The sequence below is a fragment of the Streptomyces sp. B3I8 genome (genome assembly GCF_030816915.1).
GTDB lineage: Bacteria > Actinomycetota > Actinomycetes > Streptomycetales > Streptomycetaceae > Streptomyces.
This window is the reverse complement of record NZ_JAUSYN010000002.1, coordinates 3,687,341-3,707,261: the sequence shown is the minus strand read 5'-3', so window position 1 is coordinate 3,707,261 and position 19,921 is coordinate 3,687,341. Positions and strand designations below refer to the sequence as shown.

General features: G+C 74.6%; 18 protein-coding genes. 12 read left to right on the top strand and 6 right to left on the bottom strand.

The features are described from left to right. Nucleotides 1-154: 154 nt before the first annotated feature. Both QFZ64_RS18585 and QFZ64_RS18580 read left to right on the top strand, forming a co-directional pair. Entirely contained in the window at nucleotides 155-1,624 is a 1,470-nt protein-coding gene (locus QFZ64_RS18585; protein ID WP_307067173.1) for an MFS transporter, read from the top strand. After that, nucleotides 1,621-2,829: an FAD-dependent monooxygenase gene (locus tag QFZ64_RS18580; protein ID WP_307067171.1), complete on the top strand. Its 1,209-nt coding sequence runs from the start codon at nucleotides 1,621-1,623 to the stop codon at nucleotides 2,827-2,829. Before QFZ64_RS18585 ends, QFZ64_RS18580 begins: the two co-directional genes overlap by 4 nt. 23 nt (nucleotides 2,830-2,852) lie before the next feature. Here QFZ64_RS18580 and QFZ64_RS18575 read toward each other — a convergent pair whose 3' ends face one another. From QFZ64_RS18575 to QFZ64_RS18565, 3 genes are read right to left on the bottom strand one after another with little or no spacing between them, the layout of a single operon-like run. Further along, nucleotides 2,853-3,569 (bottom strand): response regulator transcription factor, encoded by a 717-nt coding sequence (locus tag QFZ64_RS18575; RefSeq protein ID WP_307067169.1) that lies wholly within the window; start codon nucleotides 3,567-3,569, stop codon nucleotides 2,853-2,855. Then, complete coding sequence (locus QFZ64_RS18570) at nucleotides 3,566-4,996, bottom strand: sensor histidine kinase (protein ID WP_307067167.1); 1,431 nt, start codon at nucleotides 4,994-4,996, stop codon at nucleotides 3,566-3,568. The genes QFZ64_RS18575 and QFZ64_RS18570 overlap by 4 nt, the downstream gene beginning before the upstream one ends. 7 nt (nucleotides 4,997-5,003) lie before the next feature. Next, nucleotides 5,004-7,280 carry an MMPL family transporter gene (locus QFZ64_RS18565; RefSeq protein WP_307067165.1) on the bottom strand — a complete coding sequence of 759 codons (2,277 nt, stop codon included), beginning with the start codon at nucleotides 7,278-7,280 and terminating at the stop codon, nucleotides 5,004-5,006. A 666-nt stretch (nucleotides 7,281-7,946) separates the two neighbouring features. Here QFZ64_RS18565 and QFZ64_RS18560 point away from each other — a divergent pair. After that, nucleotides 7,947-8,504: a universal stress protein gene (locus tag QFZ64_RS18560; protein WP_307067163.1), complete on the top strand. Its 558-nt coding sequence runs from the start codon at nucleotides 7,947-7,949 to the stop codon at nucleotides 8,502-8,504. Nucleotides 8,505-8,570: 66 nt separating this feature from the next. Here QFZ64_RS18560 and QFZ64_RS18555 read toward each other — a convergent pair whose 3' ends face one another. Continuing rightward, nucleotides 8,571-9,857, bottom strand: a complete 1,287-nt coding sequence (locus tag QFZ64_RS18555) for a serine/threonine-protein kinase (protein WP_307067161.1) — start codon at nucleotides 9,855-9,857, stop codon at nucleotides 8,571-8,573. 414 nt (nucleotides 9,858-10,271) lie between these two features. Here QFZ64_RS18555 and QFZ64_RS18550 point away from each other — a divergent pair, with 414 nt between their 5' ends. The 6 genes from QFZ64_RS18550 (at nucleotide 10,272) to QFZ64_RS18525 (ending at nucleotide 13,946) form a co-directional block, all read left to right on the top strand. Continuing rightward, nucleotides 10,272-11,015, top strand: a complete 744-nt coding sequence (locus QFZ64_RS18550; protein ID WP_307067160.1) for a DUF4328 domain-containing protein — start codon at nucleotides 10,272-10,274, stop codon at nucleotides 11,013-11,015. 85 nt (nucleotides 11,016-11,100) lie between these two features. After that, the gene (locus QFZ64_RS18545; protein ID WP_307067158.1) at nucleotides 11,101-11,643 is read left to right on the top strand and encodes a GNAT family N-acetyltransferase; all 543 of its coding nucleotides are present in this window, start codon (nucleotides 11,101-11,103) and stop codon (nucleotides 11,641-11,643) included. A 124-nt stretch (nucleotides 11,644-11,767) separates the two neighbouring features. Further along, nucleotides 11,768-12,139, top strand: a complete 372-nt coding sequence (locus tag QFZ64_RS18540) for a sortase-dependent protein (RefSeq protein WP_307067155.1) — start codon at nucleotides 11,768-11,770, stop codon at nucleotides 12,137-12,139. Next, nucleotides 12,139-12,783 (top strand): class F sortase, encoded by a 645-nt coding sequence (locus QFZ64_RS18535; protein WP_307067152.1) that lies wholly within the window; start codon nucleotides 12,139-12,141, stop codon nucleotides 12,781-12,783. Before QFZ64_RS18540 ends, QFZ64_RS18535 begins: the two co-directional genes overlap by 1 nt. Before the next feature lie 79 nt (nucleotides 12,784-12,862). Beyond that, entirely contained in the window at nucleotides 12,863-13,354 is a 492-nt protein-coding gene (locus QFZ64_RS18530) for an RNA polymerase sigma factor (protein WP_307067150.1), read from the top strand. Beyond that, nucleotides 13,338-13,946, top strand: coding sequence for a hypothetical protein (locus QFZ64_RS18525; protein WP_307067148.1), 609 nt, complete (start codon nucleotides 13,338-13,340; stop codon nucleotides 13,944-13,946). The genes QFZ64_RS18530 and QFZ64_RS18525 overlap by 17 nt, the downstream gene beginning before the upstream one ends. Before the next feature lie 60 nt (nucleotides 13,947-14,006). On the opposite strand, the gene QFZ64_RS18520 is transcribed toward QFZ64_RS18525, so the two are convergent. Both QFZ64_RS18520 and QFZ64_RS18515 read right to left on the bottom strand, forming a co-directional pair. Beyond that, on the bottom strand, nucleotides 14,007-15,149 hold the full coding sequence (locus QFZ64_RS18520; RefSeq protein WP_307067146.1) for a sugar ABC transporter substrate-binding protein: 1,143 nt from the start codon (nucleotides 15,147-15,149) through the stop codon (nucleotides 14,007-14,009). A 207-nt stretch (nucleotides 15,150-15,356) separates the two neighbouring features. Further along, nucleotides 15,357-16,067, bottom strand: coding sequence for a TetR/AcrR family transcriptional regulator (locus QFZ64_RS18515; protein ID WP_307067143.1), 711 nt, complete (start codon nucleotides 16,065-16,067; stop codon nucleotides 15,357-15,359). A 156-nt stretch (nucleotides 16,068-16,223) separates the two neighbouring features. On the opposite strand from QFZ64_RS18515, the gene QFZ64_RS18510 reads away from it, so the two are divergent. From QFZ64_RS18510 to QFZ64_RS18500, 3 genes are all read left to right on the top strand, one after another. Continuing rightward, complete coding sequence (locus QFZ64_RS18510; RefSeq protein WP_307067141.1) at nucleotides 16,224-17,261, top strand: medium chain dehydrogenase/reductase family protein; 1,038 nt, start codon at nucleotides 16,224-16,226, stop codon at nucleotides 17,259-17,261. Nucleotides 17,262-17,324: 63 nt separating this feature from the next. Further along, entirely contained in the window at nucleotides 17,325-18,269 is a 945-nt protein-coding gene (sigJ, locus tag QFZ64_RS18505; protein ID WP_307067139.1) for an RNA polymerase sigma factor SigJ, read from the top strand. Nucleotides 18,270-18,496: 227 nt separating this feature from the next. Next, nucleotides 18,497-19,738 carry an NAD(P)/FAD-dependent oxidoreductase gene (locus QFZ64_RS18500; protein WP_307067137.1) on the top strand — a complete coding sequence of 414 codons (1,242 nt, stop codon included), beginning with the start codon at nucleotides 18,497-18,499 and terminating at the stop codon, nucleotides 19,736-19,738. Nucleotides 19,739-19,921 lie beyond the last annotated feature (183 nt).

Genomic DNA, 19,921 nt, shown 5'->3' with positions numbered 1-19,921 from the left:
TGGAGTGATCAGCAGTGGCACGCACCTCTTTACGTGTACGGACCGGGCGCCGATGAGCAGTACGTCGGCGTCCTCGTCTCCCTCTCTCCCTCCCTCTCCCCCCCTCACCCCGCCCGGGCCCGGAGCCGCCGGGCCTCCGGGGCGTCTGGGGAAGGTGCCGATCGCCGCCCTCGGAGTGCTGGCCCTCGCCCTGGGTGCCCTGCAGTCCGTGCTGGACCCCGCGTTGCCGCTGCTGCAGCGGGAGTTGGGCATCACTCCGTCCGAAGGTGCCCTGGTCGGCAACTCGTTGCTGGTCACCGGCGCGGTGGTCGCGCCGGTCGCGGGCAAGCTCGGTGACCGCTACGGCGGCAAGCGGGTGCTGCTCCTGTTGATGGCCGTGGTGTCGACCGGCGGGGTACTGGCCTCGCTGGCGCCGAACCTGCCGGTGCTGCTGGTCGGCCAGGTGATGCAGGGCGTCATGATCGGGGCGCTGCCCCTGTCCTTCATCCTGGTGCGCAAGAACCTCCCGGCCGCCCGGTCGCAGGCGGCGATCGGGCTGGTCCTGGCGCTGTTCACGGGCGGCAGCATGGTCGGCACGCTGTTCGCCGGGCCGGTCGCGGAAGGACTGTCGTGGCACTGGATGTTCGCGCTGCCGACGGCCGTGATCATCGTGGCGGCGCTCGCCGTGGCCCGGCTGATGCCGCACGATCCGCCGGTCCGGGCGGACAGCCCGATCGACTGGCCCGGTGTGCTCCTGCTGAGCGGCGCGCTGCTCACCTTCATGATCGGACTGGTCCGGGTGACGGGATCGGGCCTCGCACCCCTCGCCGTCGTCGCCCTCGTCGTGGTCGTGGCCGGCCTCGTGACCGGATGGGTCGTCGTCGAACGCCGGACGGCCTCGCCGATGGTCGACCTGCGCATGCTGGCGAAGCCCTCGATGTGGCACGCGTGCCTGCTCACCGTTGTCGTCTCCGGCGGCTTCGGCATGACCGCGCTGCTGATCCCGCAGCTCCTGGCCATGCCGGAACAGGCGTACGGATTTGGTGCCGACACCACCGACATCGGGCTGCTCCTGCTGCCCGGCGCCGTCGCCGGATCGCTGGCCGACTCGGTCGGCGGGCTCGCGACACGGCGTTTCGGGCCGCGGGTCGTGGTCGTCGCGGGCAGCGTCGTCGCGGTGGCCACGCTGTTCACCCTGGCGTCGCTGCACTCGGCGTCCTGGCAGCTCGTCGTCGCGAAGGTGCTGACCGCGTTCGCCGCGGGCGTCGGCACCACGGCGCTGCTCGCCGGTGCCGCCACCGACGTCGAGACCGGGGACATCGGCATCGCCACCAGTCTGCTGGTGGTGACGCGCGTGATCGGGGTGGCCGTGGGCGCGCAGGTCGGCGCCACGATCCTCGACTCCGGGGTCGACGGGGCGACGGGGCTGCCCACAGAGTCGTCCTTCGTCACCGGGTTCACCGTGGCCGGTCTCATCGCCGCCGTGTCCCTGCTCGCCGTCCGTCTCACCCGGAGCCGCACCGCGAAACCCCGCGGCGCGGCCACCGGTACGCCCGCCGGCACGCCGAGTGCGCCGGCCGGCACGACGGCCACCTCTCACACCAGTACGCCCACCAGCACGTCCAACAAGGGAGCCCAGGCATGACCACGCACACGTCCGCGAAGCGAAGCGTTCTGATCTCCGGAGCCAGCGTCTCCGGGCCCGCGCTGGCGTACTGGCTGCACCGGTCGGGCAGGTTCGAGGTCACCGTGGTGGAGAAGGCGCCCGCGCTGCGCGCCGGCGGCTATCCCATCGACATCCGCGGCACCGCGGTCGAGGTGGTCCGGCGGGCCGGGCTGCTGCCGCGGCTGCGGGAAGCGCACCTCGACGCGCGCCGCGCCACCTTCCTCGACGCGGGCGGCGAGGTGATCGTCTCGGTGAAGGCGAGCGCCTTGGCCGGCGGGGTGGAGGGGCAGGACCTGGAGGTGCGGCGCGAGGATCTGTCCGCCCTGCTGTACGAGTCGGTGCGCGACGACGTGGAGTTCCTGTTCGGCGACTCCCTCGTCGCTTTCGAGGACTCCGGGCAGTCGGGACAGGGGGTCGACGTCACGTTCCGCAGCGGGCTGCGGCGGACGTTCGACCTGGTCGTCGGCGCCGACGGCATGCACTCGGCCACCCGCGCGGCCCTGTTCGGCCCCGAGGAGCGGTACCACCGTTACCTCGGCTACTGCTTCGCCCTGTTCACCATGGACAACACGCTCGGTCTGGACCGCGAGCTGCTGATGTGGAACACCCCGGGCAGGGCCGCCGCCCTCTACGCCACCGGGAACCCCGACGAGGTGCACGCCTTCCTCACCTTCCACCGCCCCGAGCCGCCGCACGACGCGCTCCGGGACCCCGAGGCCGGGCCGGACCTGGTCGCCTCGGTCTTCGCGGACGCGGGATGGGAGGTGCCCGCCATGGTCGGCGCGCTGCGCGAGGCGGCCGACCCGTTCCTCGACACGGCCGGGCAGATCCGTCTGCCGCACTGGTCCCGGGGCCGGGTCGCCCTCGTCGGGGACGCGGCGTACGCGCCCTCGTTCCTCACCGGGCAGGGTACGAGCCTCGCCCTGGTCGGCGCGTACATGCTCGCCCATTCCCTCCTCGCGCACCCCGACCACACCGCGGCCTTCGCCGCCTACGGGCGCGACCTGCGCGAGTTCGTCGCCCTGAACCAGGGGCTGGTGGACGACGGCGGGGCCAGGCTCTTCCCCCTCACGACCGAGGCCCTGGAGAAGCGGAACACCATGCTGCGCGGCCTGGTCGCCCTGCCCGCCCCGACGCCCCGGCCGGCCCACACGGCGCTCGTACTGCCTCGGCCCGCACGGTGAGCCCCGTCCGCTGACGTCACCGCCTACTGGTCGGGGCCGGCCTGCGCCAGCCCCGTCCGGTAGGCGATGACGACGAGCTGGGCCCGGTCACGGGCCTCCAGCTTCGTCATGGCGCGCTGCACGTGCGCGCGGACGGTGAACGGGCTGAGGAACGTCTGTTCGGCGATCTCGTGGTTGGACAGGCCGGTCGCCACGAGGGCCACCATCTCCCGCTCGCGCGGGGTGAGCACGGCGAGCCGTGCGGAGTCGTGGGGGGTGGCGTCGTCCGGTGTGGCCAGGAAGCGGGCGACCAGGGAGCGGGTCGCGGCGGGCGACAGCAGGGTCTCCCCGTCGGCGATCGTCCGTACGGCCTCCGCGAGTTCCTCGGCCCCGATGCCCTTGCCGATGAAGCCGCCTGCCCCCGCGCGCAGCGCCTGGGCCACGTACTCGTCGGTCTCGTACGTGGTGAGGATCAGGACGCGGCAGGCACGCAGGTCCGGGTCGGCGCAGATCCGCGCGGTGGCGGCGAGGCCGTCCACCTCAGGCATCCGGATGTCCATGAGGACGACGTCCGGGCGCAGTTCCCGGGTGAGCCGCACCGCCTCCCGGCCGTCGCCGGCCTCGCCGACGACCGTGATGTCCTCGGTGGTGTCGAGGAGCATGCGGAAGGCCCCGCGCAGCAGGGCCTGGTCGTCGGCGAGCAGTACGCGCAGCGGTCCGGTCCGCCCGGGCCCCGCGTCGTCCGTTGCCGTGTCGGTCATGGGTGTCCTTCTCCTCGGTGGTCGTCGTCGCCGGGTCGGTGCCGAGGTTCGTCGGCTGTCGGCCGCCGGCTGTCGGTCGTCGGGCGTCGGCTGTCGGCCGTCGTGTCCCTGGGCGGTGGGAGGGGGAGCTCGGCCCTCACCAGGAAGCCGCCCTCCGGGCGCCGGCCCGCGTGGAGGTGTCCGCCGACCGCGGCGGCGCGTTCCCGCATCCCGATGAGACCGTAGCCGGGCGGGCGTTCCGGCACGACGGGCAGGCCCGGCATCCCCCGGGCGCCCCGGGCGCCGTCGTCCGCGACGGTGAGGACCAGGCGGTCGGGGTACCAGTCCAGGCCCACCACGGCGCTCCCGGAACCTGCGTGTTTGGTGACGTTGGTCAGGGCTTCCTGGACGATGCGGTAGGCCGTGAGGTCCAGTCCCGGGGGCAGCGGCCTGGCCGTGCCCTCCTCCCGCGTCGACACCTCCAGGCCGGCGCGGCGGAAGGACTGCAGGAGTGTCGGCAGCCGGGCCAGACCGGGCGCCGGTTCGTCGGGGCCGACCCCGTCCGCGGTCGTCCCCCGGTCGTCGGCCTGGCGCAACAGGCCGACGGTGGCCCGTAGTTCGTCGAGCGCGTGGCCGGTGGTCTCGACGAGTTCGCGCAGACTCTTGCGGGTCTGCTCCGGCCGGGTGTCGAGCAGGTGGACGGCGACCTGGGCCTGCGCGTTGGCCAGGGTGATCTGGTGGGCCACGAGGTCGTGCAGTTCGCGCGCGATGCGCAGGCGCTCCTCGTCCACCCTGCGGCGGGCCTCGCTCTCCCGGGTCTCCTCGGCCCGGCGGGCCCGCTCCTCCGCCGCCGTGAGGTACGCCCGCCGGTTGCGCACCGAGTGTCCGAGCAGACCGGCCACCAGGGGGGAGGCGCCGGCCACGGCCATCCTGCTCGCGTCCCGCCAGGAGAACTCCCCGGACAGCGGGGCCGCGGAGACCAGCAGCACCGCGGCGACCAGCGACACCGCGGTCACCGCGCGCCGTTCGGTGCGCGCGATGACGGTGCAGGTGTAGGAGGTGATCAGGGCGGGCGCCATGAGCAGGGGGGTCATCAGCACGCTCAGCGGCTGCGCCAGGGGCGCCACCGCCGTGGTGGCCGCCAGCACCGCCCGGGGGGTGCGGTGCCGCAGCGGCAGCAGGGCGCAGGACAGCACGGCGAGGACGTAGGCGGCGTGGGGCGGCAGGGACGTGGTGTCGTCGGTCCGGATCGCGCCGCCGAGGAGGCAGAGCGCGAACGCGGCCGCCGTGAGCGCCGCCTCGCGGCGCCGCGCGCCCGGGGAGCGCGGGCCGGCCGGACGCGCGTCGCGGGAGCGCGGGCGGCGGGAGCGCGGTCCGCCGCGCTCCCGCCGCCCGCCGCGCTCCCCGCGCGTCCGGCCGGCCCGGCTCCCGCCGCTGGCGTGTGCCATGTCCGGGTCAGTTCCGGCCGACGGGGAACGGTCCCCGTACCACCGCGTCCGATGCGGCCCGGTCGGGCACCGGGTCGTGCCCGCTCAGGGATTCACCTTCGATGTCCACGTTCGGCAGCACACGGTTCAGCGTACGGGGCAGCCACCAGGCGCGGTGGCCCAGAAGGGCCAGGACCGCGGGCACGATCGCCATGCGGACCACGAAGGCGTCGAAGGCGACGGCGGAGGCGAGCCCGATGCCCATCGTCTGGATGGTCGGGCTGCTCATCCCGACGAATCCGGCGAACACGCTGATCATGATGACGGCCGCCGCGGCCACCACCCGCCCGCTGTGCCGGAATCCGTTGACGATCGCCTCTTCGGGGCTCGCGCCCTGGACGTACGCCTCCCGCATGCGGGTGAGGAGGAAGACCTCGTAGTCCATGGCGAGGCCGAAGACGATGCCGATGATGAGGATCGGCATCAGCGACATGACCGGTCCGGTCTGCTCGATGCCGAACAGGTCGGCCGCCCAGCCCCACTGGAAGACGGCGACGAGGACACCGAAGGCGGCACCCACCGACAGCAGGAAGCCGAGCGCGGCCTTGACCGGGATCAGGACCGAGCGGAAGACGACGAGCAGGAGGAGCACCGCCAGGCCGATGACCACCGTCAGGTAGGGGACCAGTGCGCCGGCCATCGCTTCGGAGATGTCGATGTTCAGCGCGGTCTTGCCCGTGACGAAGACGTCGGCGCCCGTGTCCGACTCGACGCCCGCGGCCTTGTCCCGGAGCGCGTGCACCAGGTCCTTGGTCTCGGGGCTGTTGGGCGCGGTCTCGGGAACGGCGGTGAGGAGGGCGGTGTCCTTGTTCTCGCTGAGCACCGGTGCGCCGACCGACGCGACCCCGTCCACCTTCTTCACGGTCTCGACGACCAGGTCCGTGACGGCGCGGGGGTCCTTGGCCCGCGAGGTGTCCACGACGACGGTGAGCGGGCCGTTGAAACCGGGGCCGAAGCCCTGCGACAGCAGGTCGTAGGCGCGACGCTCGGTGGTCTCCACGGACTTCGACTCGTCGCCGGGCAGGCCGAGTTCGAGGCTCAGCACCGGCGCGGCGACGGCGCCCAGGCCGAGGACGGCGGTGAGCAGCACGGCCGCCGGGCGGCGCAGCACGAACCGCGCCCAGCGGGTGGCGAACCCGGGACGTCCGGCACCGGTGTGTGCCGCCCCGGGGTGAGGTGCGCCGGTGTGCGCCGCGTGCGGGCGTCCGCCCGGCCGGGTGGCCTTGCGCAGGGCGCGGGGCAGCACACGGCGGCCGAACAGACCGAACAGCGCGGGGGTCAGGGTCAGCGCCACGAGCACGGCGAGCGCCACCGCGCCGGCACCGCCCAGGCCCATCCTGGTGAGTTCGGGGATGCCGACGACGCCCAGCCCTGCCAGCGCGATGACGACGGTCGCGCCGGCGAAGACGACGGCGGACCCGGCCGTGCCGACCGCGCGGCCCGCGGCCTCCTCGGGCTCGTGGCCCCGGGCGCGTTCGTCACGGAAGCGGGAGGTGATGAAGAGGGCGTAGTCGATGCCGACCGCGAGCCCCAGCATCAGCGCCAGGATGGCGACGGTGGACGACAGGCCCAGCGGCACCGACAGCGCGGTGACCAGGCCGAAGGCGATGACCACACCCAGCAGGGCGGTCAGCAGCGACAGTCCGGCAGCGACCAGTGAGCCGAGGGCGAGGACCAGCACCACCGCGGCCACCGCCACGCCGACGAGTTCCGTCGTGCCGCCCGGTTCCTCCTCGGAGTCCAGGGCCGAGCCGCCCGTCTCCACGGTGAGCCCCGCGTCCCGGGCGTCGCCCGCGGCGTCCTCCAGGGCGGTCTTCGTCGCCGCGGTCAGGTCGACGGCGTCCACGGTGTAGGTGACCGTGGAGTACGCGATCGTGCCGTCCCCGCTGACCGCGCCGGTGGTGAAGGGGTCGGTGGCCGACGCGAACTGCTTGTTCCCGTCCAGGGAGCCGAGTGCCTCCTCGACGGCCGCGCGGTTGTCCTTCGCGGTGATCCGCTGCCCCTGCGGGGCCCGGAAGACCAGGCGGGCCTCGGCGCCCTGCGCGTTGCTCTCCGGGAACCGCTCGTCGAGGAGGTCGAACGCCTTCTGGGACTCCGTGCCCGGCATGGCGAGGTCCTCGTCCTCCCCGGCCGGCGCCGTCGCGGCGGCGCCTATCGCCAGCACGAGGCCGGCCAGCCACACCACGGCCACGAGCCGGCGCCGCCGGAAAGCCCACCGTCCGATCCGATACAGAAACCTGGCCACCTGTAGCTCACTCCAGACACCGTCGAGCAGGGAAAGACGCGAGGGACTCCCGCGCCTGTCCACACTCGCCTCCGGCACCCCGGCCGGGCATCGTCCGCCGACCCCGGCCCCGCCTGGTCCGGTGGCACCAGCCCCCGCCCCCGCCTGGTGCGAACGGACCAGGCGGGGGCGGGCGCGGCCCGTGGGGGGGTCTCAGCCGTGTTCGGTGGTGGTGGCGAAGTGCTCGGTGCCCAGGACCGTCAGCAGGGCCGGCTTCTCGTGGCTCCGCGTGCCCGGGGTGCGGCGTGACGGCCGGTCGGCTCGCCCTCGCCTGGGTACTCGCCCAGGACGGCGTCACCGCGCTCCCGGTCACCAGGCGGCGCACCTGGCCGGAGCGGAACGTCGCCGCGGCCGGCCTCGCCATCGCCCCCCGGGGAGCTCGCCGCGCTGAGCGCCGCGATCCCGGTGGGGGCGGCGGCCGGGGACCGGTACGCGCCGATCGGCATGGCCGCCATCCAGGAATGAGCCCGGCGGGGCCAGGCCGCCCGGCGGGCGTACCGCCGGGCGGCCTGGCAGGGTGGAGGAGCCGAGCGCCGCGGAGGAGCCGAGCGCCGCGGGGGGGCCGATCACCGCGAAAGGGGCCGAAGGGGCCGACAGGACCGAGAGGACCGAAGGGGCTGAGGGGTCGTGACCGTGCTCGCGTGGCTCGTCGAGGGCAGTTGGCCCGCCTGTGTGGATGCCGCGCGGCGGCACGCGCGGGACGGGGAGGACGTCGTCCTGCTGCACGTCAGCGGGGGCGAGGAACCCGGGGTCGCGCACGGGGCGTTCGCCGGGCTGCTCGGCCGGGGCGGACACGATCCGGGTGCGCGGGTCGCGGAGCTCGGGGCCGGCTCCGCCGGGCGGTTGCTGGACGCGGCCGCCGAGCGGCTCGGCGGGCCCTGCGTGCGCCGGGAGCGGCAGGGGCGGGCCGAGCGCGAGGTGGTGCGGGCCGCGGAGGAGGCAGACCTGCTCGTCGTCGCCCGCGACGGCGACCGCGCCCGGCTGGGGCCGCACAGCCTCGGGCCCGCCGCACGGTTCGTCGTGGACCACGCCCCGTGCGCGGTCCTGCTGGTCTGGCCCGCCCCGGCCCCGGGGCTGGAGACGATGCCCCCGCCGCAGCCCCCGCACGGGCCGCGTCCGCCCCATGGGCCGCGTCCACCGCGACCGCCGCAGCCGTCGGAACCGCCGCACCCGCCACGGCACTGAGGCGCCCGCTCGGGCCGGTCGAAGACGCACCGCGCCTCCCAGTCGGCCTGATCCGAACGAAAGACCCTAGCCGAACCACGCCATGCCGAGCAGCATCGCGCCCACGAAGAGCGCCACCCCGGCGAGCAGCGCCACGATCCGGGTCCGCTGCCCGGCCAGGGCGCCCGCCGCTCCGGAGGGCTGCTGGCGGCGCCGGCCCCGGTGCGCCGAGGAGGCGGGGCCCGCGGTGGCGGTCGGGAGTTTGTACGTCGTCGGCGCCCCCGACTCGGCCGAGGCGCCCGGACCGGACGGTGCGCCCGGGTAGGAGGGCGCGGACCCCGGGCCCGCTCCGTGCCGCGGCCCGGCCCCGGGCGCCGTCGGACCCGCGCCCGACGTCCGCTGCTGCCGCTGCGCCGCTCCCGGCTCCGACCGCCCGGACCTGCCGGACCGCTCGGACCTCCCGGACCGTTCCGCCCTGCCCGGACCGGTGCCGCCCGCCGCGCGCCGGCCCGTCCCCGGTGCCGACGGCCCCGACGGTGCCACCGCCGGAAGTGGTTCCGGCCGGCCCTGCCACGCGCCGCCGTCGAACCACTGGGCGACCTGCCGTGCCGTCGGCCGGTCCTCGGGCCGCTTGGCGAGCAGTCCGAGCAGGTAGTTCTCGAAGGCGGGCGGCAGGTCGACGCCGAGCTCGCGCGGCGGCACCGGCGGTGTGTCGAGGTGGTGGTGCAGCACAGCGACGGGGCTGTCGCCCTTGAACGGAGTTCCGCCGGTGAGGAGTTGGTAGAGCACGCAGCCCAGCGAGTAGACGTCGCTGGGCGGCCCCGCGGACTGGCCGAGCGCCCGCTCGGGGGCCAGGTAGAGGCTGGTGCCGACGATGTGCCCGGTACGGGTGAGAGCGGCGCCCGGGTCGTCCATGAAGCGGGCGATGCCGAAGTCGGCGATCTTCGTGGTGCCGTCGGCGTCCACGAGCAGGTTGCCCGGCTTGATGTCCCGGTGCACGATCCCCTGGTCGTGCGCGACCGCGAGCCCGGCGGCGGTGTGGGCCGCGATGCGCGCGACCCGGTCGGCGGGCAGCGGTCCGTTGTCGCCGAGGATCCGGGCCAGGCTGTCGCCCGCGACCAGTTCCATCACCAGGAACAGACCGCCCTCGTACTCCCCGAAGTCGAGCACGCCGACGACGTTGCCGTGGTGCAGCCGTCCGGCGGTCTGGGCCTCCAGCCGGAACCTGGAGGCGGCGGTCGGGTCGGCGTCCTGGCCGAGCATGAGCTTGACCGCCACGTCCCTGCCGAGCGTCTCGTCGGACGCCCGCCAGACCTCGCCCATCGCGCCGCGCCCGAGGGCGGTCTGCAACCGGTACCGGCCCGCTATCAGCACCTGTGTTCCAACCTCATCCCGTGAGACGCCGTACCGGCGCACGGAAGCCCGCGGGGCCGCGCCCGAGGGTCAGGGGGCGCGCCCGCGGACCGACCGTCCGTCGGACGACTCGATCGCCGCCGGCCATCACGCCGCGGGGCCGCGGGAGGATGGTGGGGGTGCCGGAGCGGTCCTTACCTTACTGGCCCCGGGGGCCTCTCCGATCATGATCCCGGCAGGTGCGGAAGGGATCACACGGCCTCATGTCCCCGCGCGGCGGGATGCCGTGGCCCACCGGTCCGCGAAGCCCCCGCGAACGGCTTCGCCGTACGCGCTGCCGCGGGCGCCGGAGAGTACGCACGCGGCCCCAACCGGTCTGCGCACGCGCCGGGTTGCCGCCCCGCGTCCGCACACCGTGGATGCGAGGATGACCGCGTGAACGAGGAGAGCACACGTACCCCGGCCCTGCGTCCCACCCGGGGCGCGGCCCACTGCGCCGTCGCCGCGCTGGCGCTGGCCGGCGCCGCCTGGACGGCCCGCGCCGGCTGGCAGATCCGGCTCGGCGCCGCGGGCATGCCGGACTCCGGCCCGCCCGACCAGGGCGGCGGCAGCCACCGTCCGCTGACCTCGCTGGAGGACGGCTACCACCTGGTCACCACGGTGGGCGACGCGGCGGCGGTGCTGTGCGCGGTCGCGTTCCTGAGCTGGCTGTGGGCGGTGCGGGACAACGCCCGCGCCCTCTCGGGCGAGCCGCCCCGGTACTCCTGGGTGTGGGTCTACCTCGGCTGGGTGCTGCCGGTGGCGAACCTGTGGATCCCGCGCGGGATCCTCGCCGACATCCACCGCCGCAGCGCCCCCGGCGAGCGGCTGCCGCGCGCGGTGAACTGGTGGTGGGGGCTGTGGCTGGCCGGCACCCTGACCGGCACGGGCCTGATGTACACCGTCTCGACGGACAAGGTCGTCGAGCGCGCCTACGACAACCCCGCCCCGCTGCTCGCCGCCGACGCGGCCGTGGTGGGCGCCGCGGTCGCCGGCATCCTGGTGGTACGGGCCCTCACCGCGGCACAGCGCGGGTCCGACGGACGCGGCGGCACCGCCGGGACGCTCGGCTCTCCCGCCGGCCCCGCCGGCCCGGAGGCCGCCGCCCGCCCCGGCGGACGGGACGCCGCGACCCGCTGACACCCACTCAGGTGCCCCGGCCCACCAACCTCCGCCGGTAACAATCCGGTTGTGCCTCCCGCCCGGCCCGCGATACCCCTGCCGGGTGATACGTGGCGAGAAGATCGGGCTGCGGGCCCGGACCGAGGCGGATGTCCCTGTACTGCACCGCGGGCTGTACGAGGACGTGGTGCACCGCACCCGCGCCGACGACAAGCCCTGGCGGCCGATCGCCGCCGAGTCGGGGCACTCCCCGTTCGCGGTGGGCGAGCCCTCGCCGGACGCGGCGCCGTTCTCGGTGGTGGAGCCGGACTCGGGCGAACTGGCCGGCTCCGCCGTGCTCTGGGGGATCGACACGCACAACAGGTCGGCGCACATCGGGATGGCGCTGCTCCCCGCCTTCCGCGGCCGGGGCCTCGGCACCGATGTCGTGCGGACGCTGTGCGAGTACGGCTTCGCGGGGCGCGGGCTGCGGCGCCTGCAGGTCGAGACGCTCGCGGACAACGCCCCGATGCTGGGGGCGGCACGGGCGGCCGGGTTCACCGTCGAGGGCACGCTGCGGAGCGCCGCCTGGGTGTACGGGGGCTTCGCCGACGAGGTCGTACTGGGGCTGCTCGCCGAGGAGTGGACCGCCGGCCGGGTGTCGTAAACATCGCCCCGAACGGCTTTGCCCGTTCTTTACAACCCGGCGTCGGGGTGCGTCGTCTCTCCGCTCGATTCGTCATACAACCCGTCCGGTTCTTCCGGACGGGACGACAGAAGAGAGCGACACGATGCGCCGAACTGTTCTCAGTGTCCTGGCACTCGCCTGCACCGCCGTACTGGCCGGGACCGTGCAGCCCGCGTTCGCCGACGACAGCCCGACCGCGAAGCCCGCCACCGACGCCACCGTCGCCCCGGCCCAGAAGCCGCGCGACGCCGCCACGCCCGCCCCGGCCGAGAAGCGGCGCGAGGCCGCCACGCCGGCCACCGGCAAGGACGGCCAGGTCCGCGCCGTCCCGCGGGGCGCGGCCGACACCGGCGTGGCGGACACCTCCTCGTCCTCGGACCAGAACGCGCTGGTCGGCGGGGGCGCCGCCGCACTGGTGGCCGCGGGCGGCGCGGCCTTCCTCGTCGTGCGGCGCCGCCGGGCGACCGGGGCGTGATGACCGCGCTCTCCCGGCGCGCCTTCGCCACCGCGGCCCTGGCCCTGCTGCTCACGGCCTGCGGTGGCGGCGGCGAGGGGGTACGCAGCGAGGGGAGTCCGGGCACGGTCCAGGGGGCCGACGCGGGCGGCGAGAGCTCCGCCGGCCGCGACGACACCTCCGCCGGTCCGACCAACGCCGCACGCCCACTCGCGCGTTCCGCCCCCGCGCGGCTGCGGATCCCGCGCATCGGCGTCGACACCCCGGTCATCCGGCTGGGGCTGGCGGCGGACGGCACCGTCGAGGTGCCGCCCGTCACGGCGCACGACCGGGCGGGCTGGTACGACAAGTCGCCGACGCCGGGCCGGACCGGACCGTCCGTCCTCCTCGGCCACGTCACGGTCGGCCAGTACGGTGACGGCGTCTTCCGCCGGCTGTCCGAACTGCACCGGGGCGACCACGTCACGACGCGGCTGAGGAACGGCACGACGGCCGCGTTCACGGTGACCCGCGTACGCACCGTCGACAAGGCGCACTTCCCCACGCAGGAGGTCTACGGCGACGTCGACCGGCCGGAGTTGCGGCTCATCACGTGCGGCGGCCCGCGCTCCGGCGACGGCTACCGCGACAACGTGATCGTCTTCGCGGCCCTCGACGGAGGCTGAGCCGCCGGGTGCCCGGCGGGGCAACGCCCGCCGGGCACCCGGCATCTTCCCCCACGTGCCCCCACGACCCAGGAGAGCGTTGAAACGGTCCCGTGAGAGGGCGGCGTCCGAACTGTTCGCCGCCCTCTATCCGCGTCTGGCCGGCTGGTGCCGCCGTCTCGTCGACGACGACGGGACGGCGCACGAGATCGCCTCCGAGGCGTTCACCCGGCTCTGGGCCCGCTGGACGTCCGTGGACGAACCCCGCGGCTTCCTCTACGTCACCGCGGCCAACCTCGTCCGCGACCACTGGCGCAAACTGGAGCGCGAGCGCCGCGCCGTGCGGCGGGTCACCACGGAGGCCGCGCTGCGCCCGCACACCGAGCAGGACGACCCGTCGGTCCGGCTGCTCGTGCAGTCGCTGCCGGAACGGCTGCGGGTGCCGATCCTGCTGCACTACTACGCTGACATGCCGATCCGGGAGGTGTCCGCGCTGACCGGGCGCAAGGAAGGAACCGTCAAGGCCGACCTCCACGCGGCCCGCGAACTGCTCCGCGTCCATCTGAGGAGGAGCCTTGACCACACGCTTTGACGACGACCCGGAGGGCTTCCGCCGGGCGCACGGTGCGGGTGGCGCGGACGGGCGCGGAGGGGCGGGCGGGCACGGAGGACCGGCGGACGGGTCCGAGGACCCGCTCGCGGTGATCCTGCGACCCCTCACCGCCCACGCCGACCTGCTCGGCCCGCCGCCCGGCCGCTACGAGGAGATCCGCCGCACCGCCGCCCGCCGCCGACTGCTGCGCGCGGCGATCGGTGCCGCGCTGACCTGCGCCGCGGCCGTCCTCGTCGCCGCGCCGCTGCACCTCGGGGGAACCGAGCGGCCGGTCTCCCCGACGGTCCCGCTCGCCCCGCCGCCCGTCACCGACGCCACGCCCCTGCCCTCCGAGCCGGCCGAGCGCCGGACCGCGTCCGACGCCCCACAGGGGCGTGACACCCCCGGCACCGGCCCGTCGGCGCGGCCCGCGGACTCCACGGGCTCGGGCGCCACGAAGGCCACGAGCGAGCCGTCGCAGTCGCTGTCGAAGCGGGCCGCGGCCGACGAACGCCTCAAGGAGAAGCCGCGGTCGCGGACCACGTCCGGCGTGCGGCCGACCACGGCGGCCGGGCGGCCCACCACCCGCTGACGACGGGCCGCCCCTGTCCTTCTCCCCGTTCCCGGCCGGGCCACGGCTTCGGGACGTCGGTCAGGACGTGAGGCCGATCGCGTCGCACTTCGCCTTGTACTTCGGCGTGCAGATGTCCTCGACGGTGTAGACGTCGTCCTGGATCACCGTCTGCTTGATGTTGTCCTTGGTGAGGGCGACCACCGGGACCAGCATCGCCGGGATGCCCTTCCGCGTCGGGCTGTCCACCGAGTCGCGGGTCAGCGCGTCGAACTCGATCGAGCGGCCCTGCACCTTGGCCACCGCCATCTCGGCGGCGCTCTCCGCCTCCCGCTGGAACGGCTTGTAGACGCTCATGTACTGCTCGCCCGAGATGATCCGCTGCACCGCGGCGAGCTCCGCGTCCTGCCCGGTCACCGGAGGGAGCTGGGTGACGCCGGCCTTCTTGAGCGTCTCGATGACGGCGCCCGCCATGCCGTCGTTGGCGGAGTAGACGGCGTCGATGTTGTCGAGCCCGACGGCCGCGATCGCCTTCTCCATGTTCTTCTGGGCGAGTTCGGGCCGCCAGTCGCGGGTGTCGTACGACCCGGCCATGACCACGTTGCCCTTGAGCTCCTCGCGGAGGCCCTTCTTGAGGTGGACCGTGTTCGGGTCGGTGGACGAACCGTTGATCAGGACGACCTTGCTGGTGGCCGCCTTGTCGCCGAGCGCCTTCAGCAGGGCCTGCCCCTGCAGCTGGCCGACGAGTTCGTTGTCGTGCGAGATGTACGCGTCGATCGGGCCTTCGGCGAGCCGGTCGTAGGCGATCACCGGTATGCCCGCGTCCTTCGCCTGTTGCACCTGCGCCGCTATCGCCCGCGAGTCGATGGGGTCGACGAGGACCACGTCCACCTTTTTGTCGATCAGCTCGGCGAACTGCTTCTCCTGCTTGTCCGCGTCGGACTCGGCGTTGCGGGCGACGACCTTGCCCTTGCCATGGGTGAGGGCCGCGACCTGCTTGGTGATGAGGGGCTGGTCGAACTCGTCGAAACGGGCGGGCTTGTGACCGGGCAGCAGGAGGCCGACGGTGATGTCGTCGTCCTTCTTCGCCGCCGACGCGGCACTGCCGTCGCCGTCGCCGACGATGCCGCAGGCGGTCAGGAGCAGGGCGGAAGCGGTGACGGTGCCGGTCAGAACGCCGACGCGGCGGCGGGCGGCGGGACCGTGGGGGGTACGGAGCTTCACTCGAGGGGGCCTTCCGGGCGGGACGGAGATCGCCCCACTGTGGCGTCGGCGGCGCCTCGCCGAACAAGATCGTCAAATTTCGTACGAGATCTTCATCATCGGACGGCATGATTCCGGTTGTTCGGTTCACCGGAGGCCCGGACGTCCGTGCGCGGGGCCCGCAGGCGCGCGGGCCGGTGAGGAGCCGGACCCGCACTTCCCGCGCGCTCAGCCGCCGTTCCCGGTCAGCGCGTCCAGTTCGGCCTCGAAGAGCAGCTCCGGGTCGAACCCCATCCCGGTGAAGTGCCCGGCGAGTTCGAGGGAGAGTGCGCCGTGCAGCCGGGTCCAGAAGGTCAGCGCGCGGTGCAGGGCGGCGGCCGGGACGGACCGGCCGCCCGCCCACTCGCGGTGCTCGTCGAGGTGCCCGGTGAAGGGCGCCCCGGGGGATCCGGCCGGGGGCAGCGCGGCGCAGGCGTCGAGCATGTACGCCATGCTCTCGCGCGCCAGGTCGGTGGTGTCGTCCGGCGCGTGGTAGCCGGGCACGGGGGTGCCGAACACGAGGAAGTAGCGCTGCGGGTCCGCCAGCGCCCACGCGCGCAGGGCGCGTCCCAGCGCACGCGCCCCGGGGGTGGGGGCGGAGGCCGCGCGGAAGGCGTCGGCGAGGCTGCGGTAGGCGTCCCGGACCAGCTCCGTGATCAGTTCGTCGCGGCCGGCGTAGTACCGGTAGAGCGCGGGCCCGCTCATGCCCATGCGCTTGGCGATCGCGTTGAGGGAGAGCCCGGAGGCGCCGGCGGTGGCGATCTGCTGCCAGGCGTGGTCCTTGATCTCGGTGCGGACCTGCGTGCGGTAGCGCTCGCGCGGCGTCGCCCCCCGGCCCGCCGTTCCACGCTCCGCCGTCGCCTCCCCCGTCGTGCCCTCTCCCGTCGTGTCCTGCCGCATGTGCCGCCGCCTTCCCCGGTCCGCGCAGACGTTCAGTTAGAAGCTATCACGACCGCTATTGACACTCCGGACCCGAGAGAGTTACAACCTATAACGAAGAAGAACCTAGCTAACTAGCTAACTCACTCGACTCGCTCACACTCACCGGAGACCGCCATGCGTGCCACAGAGACCGAAGAACTCGTCGAGGTCGTCCTCCCGGGCAAGGTCGAACCGGAAGGACTGCGGGTGCGGCGCGGAACCGTGCCCGTCGCGGGGCCCGGCCAGGTGGTGATCCGGATGGAGGCGACCGGGGTCTCCTTCGCGGAGCAGCAGATGCGCCGCGGCCGCTACTTCGACCAGCCGCCGTTCCCCTTCGTCCCCGGCTACGACCTCGTCGGCACCGTGGCCACGACCGGTCCGGGCGTCGACCCCGGCCTGGCCGGCACCCGCGTGGCCGCCCTGGTCAAGGTCGGCGGCTGGGCCACCCATGTCGTCGTGGACGCGGCGGACACCGTGCCGGTGCCCGAGGGGGTCGACGCGGAGCGGGCCGAGACCATGGTCATCAACGGCATCACCGCCTGGCAGATGCTGCACCGCACGGCACGCGTCCGGGCCGGGCAGACGGTGCTGGTGCTCGGCGCCAACGGCGGCGTCGGCTCGGTCCTGGTCCAGCTCGCGCGGGCGGCCGGCGCCGAGGTGATCGGCACCGCCTCCGCCCGCCACCACGAGGACCTGCGCGCCCAAGGCGTCACCCCCCTCGACTACCGCACGAAGGACCTGGCCGCCCGCGTCCGCGCCCTGGCCCCCGGCGGGGTGGACGCCGTCTTCGACCACGTCGGCGGCCCCGGCATCCTCGACTCCTGGCGTCTGCTCGCCCCCGGCGGCACCCTCGTCGCCTACGGCACCGCCTCCACCCGGGACGACGAGGGCTCCAAGCAGCTGCCCGTCCTGAAGCTGCTGGCCCGCGTCTGGCTGTGGAACGCCCTGCCCAACGGCCGTAGCGCCCACTTCTACAACGTCTGGGCCGGTCACCGGCGCATCGACCGCTTCCGCGCCCGTCTGCGCACCGACCTCACCGAGGTCTTCGAGGCGCTCCGCCGCGGGGACATCAGCGCCCGGGTCGCCGCCCGGCTGCCCCTGACCGAGGCCGCCGAGGCGATGCGCCTCGCGGAGTCGGGGACGGTGGCGGGGAAGGTGATCCTGCACGGGTGACACCACCGCGGGCTCGCACCGGGTCGCGGGGGGCCGTGCGAGGGGGCGACTAGGATCCGGCGCATGGCGTTGACCCCGCGTGAGGTGGAGCGGTTCGAGGCGTGCCGGCCCCGGTTGGGGGCGCTCGCCTACCGGTTGCTCGGGTCGGCCGGTGAGGCCGAGGACGTCGTGCAGGAGACGTTCCTGCGGTGGCAGGCCGCGGAGACCGGACGGATCGACGTGCCCGAGGCGTGGCTGACCAAGGTGCTGACCAACCTGTGCCTCAACCAGCTCACCTCCGCCCGCGTGCGGCGCGAGACCTACGTGGGGCAGTGGCTGCCCGAACCGCTGCTCGACGGGGACCCCATGCTCGGCCCCGCCGACACCGCCGAGCAGCGGGAGTCGGTGTCGTTCGCGGTGCTCGTACTGCTGGAGCGGCTCGCCCCGAAGGAGCGGGCGGTGTACGTGCTGCGGGAGGCGTTCGGATACCCGTACCGGGAGATCGCCCGGATCCTCGGCATCACCGAGGCCGCGGGGCAGCAGCTCTTCCACCGGGCGAAGAAGCACGTCGCGGAGGGCAGGGTCCGCGGCGAGGTCGACGCGGCCGCCGCCCGGCGGGTCGTCGAGGAGTTCCTCGCGGCCGCCACCAGCGGCCGGACCGAGCCGCTGATCCGGCTGCTCACGGACGACGCCGTCGCGATCGGCGACGGCGGCGGGAAGGTGCCGGCCCGCACCAGCCCGTTCGAGGGCGCGGTCGCGGTGGCGAGGTTCATGCGCGGGCTGTTCGCGCCCGGCAAGGGCAAGCGCGCCCTGGTCGGCGGCTCGCCCGGGATCCACGTGGCCACCGCCAACGGCGGCCCCGCGCTCGTGGCGGTGGTCGACGGGCGGGTCGTCGGCGTGCTGTGCCTGGAGATCACCGCGGACGGCATCGCCGCGTTCCGCTCCCAGGCCAACCCCGACAAGCTCGCCCGGGCGACCCGACGGTGGGCGGCCGACGACCACGGGGAGCCGCTGCTCCACGCGTTCTGAGCGGCCCGGGGGCCCGGTTCGGGCCCCCGGGCCGAGCCTGGTCCGAGCCCCGGCCGGACGCACTGTGAGGTGCTTCACAGCGCGGTCCCCGCGCGGTCCTGTCAGGAAACGGCGGGCTGTCCGGTTCAAGGGGCGTAACCACCTCGTCCAGGACCGACCTCGTCCGGACCGGACCTCGTCCAGGACGGGATGCGCCCGGATCAGGAACGCGAGACAGGAGCAGGGACATGCAGCACCGCATCGTCGTCCTCGGAGCCGGATACTCCGGGGCCATCGCCGCCGGACGCCTCGCCAGGCGGCTGCGCCGCGAGGACGTCGCCATCACCCTCGTCAACGCCGAACCCGACTTCGTGGAACGCGTCCGGCTGCACCAGCTCGCGACCGGGCAGGAGCTCAGGCCCCGGCCCCTCGCCGAGATGTTCGCGGGCACGGGCGTCGAGCCGCGGCTCGGGAGGGTCACCGCCGTCGACGTCGACCGCAGGACCGTCACCGTGACCGGCACGGGGAGTTCTCACGGACCCGCCGGCGGCACGGAGGAACTGCCCTACGACTCCCTCGTCTACGCCCTCGGCAGTGGCTGGACCGACCACGGCGTCCCCGGGGTCGCCGCGCACGCCGACGAGCTCGCGAGCCGCGCCGGGGCGCTCCGGCTCCGCGACCGGCTGGCCGGTCTGGAGGCCGGGCGGCCGGTGCTCGTGGTCGGCGGCGGACTCACCGGGGTGGAGGCCGCGACCGAGATCGCCGAGGCCCGCCCGGACCTCGACGTCGCCCTCGCCGCGCGCGGCGGCCTCGGCGACTGGCTCTCCCCCAAGGGCGTCCGGCACCTGCGCAAGGTGTTCGACCGGCTCGGCATCACCGTGCACGAGCACACCGCCGTCACCGCCGTCGCGGCCGACCACGTCACCACCACCGCCGACGGCGGTGACGGTGTCCCCGCCGGCCGCATCCCGGCCGACGTCACCGTGTGGACCGCCGGCTTCGCCGTCCACCCCCTCGTGCGGGAGACCGCCCTGGTGGTCACCGACGGCGGGCGGATCGTGGTCGACGAGACCATGCGTTCCGTCTCGCACCCGGACGTGTACGCCGTCGGGGACGCGGCCATGGCGGCGGGCGCCGGCGGCAAGCCCCTGCGCATGTCCTGCGCCTCGGGCGTCCCCATGGCCTGGCAGGCCGCCGACGCCCTCGCGGCCCGGCTGACCGGCGGCAGGCTCCCGCACACCTCGCTGCGCTACTTCAACCAGTGCGTCTCGCTGGGGCGCCGGGAGGGTCTGATCCAGTTCGTCACCGCCGACGACCGTTCCGTCAGTTCCGCGATCACCGGGCGGCTGGCCGCCTTCTACAAGGAGACGGTCTGCAAGGGCGCGGTCTGGGGTGTCACGCACCCGACCCTCGCCGTCCCGGCCCGCCGCCGCCCCGTCGTGCGCGACCGGACCGCCGGCGAGGACCGGACGGTCCCGGAAGCCGCCTGACCACCCGTACGGGAAGTGCGGAGCGGGCCCGCGCGGCCCGTGCGGGACCGCTCCGCCGGGGTCCACCCGTCCCTCCCCGCCCAGGTGGCGGAGCGTGCGCGGCACGCCTGGAAACGGACGTGTCGTGCTGTGTGTCCGTACGGCCGGCAGCTCCGCCCGTGGCCGCACGGCCTGGGAGCAGTG